Origin of the sequence: Streptomyces silaceus (assembly GCF_001419745.1) — a bacterium.
Classification (GTDB): Bacteria; Actinomycetota; Actinomycetes; order Streptomycetales; family Streptomycetaceae; genus Streptomyces; species Streptomyces silaceus.
On sequence record NZ_LIRJ01000700.1, the window covers coordinates 1 to 1762 of the forward strand.

General features: G+C 73.6%; 2 protein-coding genes and 1 pseudogene. All 3 read right to left on the reverse strand.

Annotated features, from left to right (window positions below):
- A pseudogene (locus AOK22_RS38820) lies at positions 1-250 on the reverse strand (hypothetical protein); the annotation flags it as partial.
- A 10-nt stretch (positions 251-260) separates the two neighbouring features.
- Positions 261-1310, reverse strand: coding sequence for a hypothetical protein (locus tag AOK22_RS38825; RefSeq protein ID WP_055703321.1), 1050 nt, complete (start codon positions 1308-1310; stop codon positions 261-263).
- Entirely contained in the window at positions 1288-1644 is a 357-nt protein-coding gene (locus AOK22_RS38830; RefSeq protein WP_055703322.1) for a PadR family transcriptional regulator, read from the reverse strand. Before AOK22_RS38830 ends, AOK22_RS38825 begins: the two co-directional genes overlap by 23 nt.
- Positions 1645-1762: the final 118 nt, after the last annotated feature.

A 1762-nucleotide genomic window follows, 5' to 3' on the forward strand; every position in this document is an offset into this window, starting at 1 on the left:
GGTGGTGGGCCAGGGTGACGGCGACGCCGACGAGCCGGCCCCCGGAGCGGGCGAGCAGCACCTCGGCGTCGGGATGGGCCAGCTCCTCCGCGAGGGCCTTGGCGACCTGCTCGACGCGGATGTCGTGGGCGTCGGGGAAGTCCCCGCTGAGCGCGAAGAACGCGTGGTTCGCGGCGTACAGGGCGGTGACTTCGGTGAGCACGGAGCCGGGCAGGGCGCCGTCCACCGCCGTGAGCGGTTCGAGGATCATGCGCGGCAGGCTAGCCGGACGTCCGGGCCCCGGCCGCCGCGTCGCGGGACTGCCGCCACTCACCGAGCACCCCCCACAGCCAGGCGCCCGCCGCCCCGACGTAGCAGGCGAACCACCCCGAGAAGCCCGAGGTGACCGCCTCGTCGACGGCGAGGACGGTGAGGATCCCGGCCATCGCGACGTTGCGGTACAGCTTGTGCCGGGCGATCCGCTGCCGCTTGCGGGGCCCTTCGGCGAGCCGCATGGCGTACACCTCGACGTCGCCGAAGGCGTCCTCGGCCCGCTCGCCGCCCGGTCCCGCGAGATGCTGGCGGGCCTCCTGGACGTGGCCGCGCGCCTCCGCGGCCGTCATGGCGTGCCGCCCGCGCAGCAGCCCTTCGAGCCGCGTGAGCCACTGCTCGTCGCCGGCGTGGGGCCGCGGCGTGAACCAGCGGTCCAGGACGGCGTCGGGGAACAGATAGGCGCCGACGCTCCAGGCGACACAGGCCGCCATGAGGACCGGCACGGGCAGCCGGAACAATCGCTCTTCGGACGCCGTCGCGATGACGGCGGCCCCGCCCGCGACGGCGCAGGCGGCCCCCGCGAAGAAGCCCCGCATGCCCTGGAACCGGCCGGCCGCGCGGGCGACGAAGGCGAGGGTGCCGAGCGTCGCGACGACCACGACGGTCGCGCACCCGGCGACCGAGGTCCAGCTCCCCTCGACCCACAGCCCGTCCTGGATCCAGTACAGGACGCACAGGACGAACCCGATGAACCCGAACGTCCCGAGGGTGGCGGAGACCCGCTCGCCGGGCGTCAGGCCGTGCGTGTCGACCTTGGCGCGGCGCTCCTCGCTGATGCGCTCGGCGGCGACCGTGCGCGCGTACGCGGTGGCCGTGCCCAGCACTTCGGAGGCGGGCAGGTCCGCCTCCGTCACGACCTGGTGCGCCTCGGCGAGCACCTCGTCGGCGAGCCCGGCGGGCGCGTCGTGGTCGAGCACGAGCCGCACGCGGACCGCGTCCGCCCACTTCTCGTCCTCCTCGCGGGCCCACGCCGGCTCAGGCGTCTGTGTCTTGTCCATGCTCTTCCCCCTTGCCGAGGAGCGTGGCGACGGTCCGGGTGAAGTCACCCCACGCGGCCTGGTCACGCCGCAGCCTCGCCCGCCCCTCCTCGGTGATCCGGTAGTACTTGCGCCCCGGTCCGCCCTCGCCTGCGCCCCACTCGACCTCGACGGAGCCTTCCTCCTCGAGCCGGGTGAGGGCGGGGTAGAGCGTCGCGGCCTTCACGCCGTCGAGTCCCGCGTCGGCGAGGCGGCTGAGCAGGGCGTACCCGTAGCTCTTCGCCTCGGCGTCCAGGATCCCGAGCAGGCAGAGGGGCAGTGCGGCGCGGGTCCACGGGGTGTGAGCGTCGGCCACGGCGCCCTCTCTCTCGTCTCTGTCTGTTCTGCTCTGCGGACTATTCAAGTATTCATAATAGTCGGCGATCTGTAAATGTCCGATGGCCCGGGGGGAGGGGCTTCGGAGGGGCTTCGGA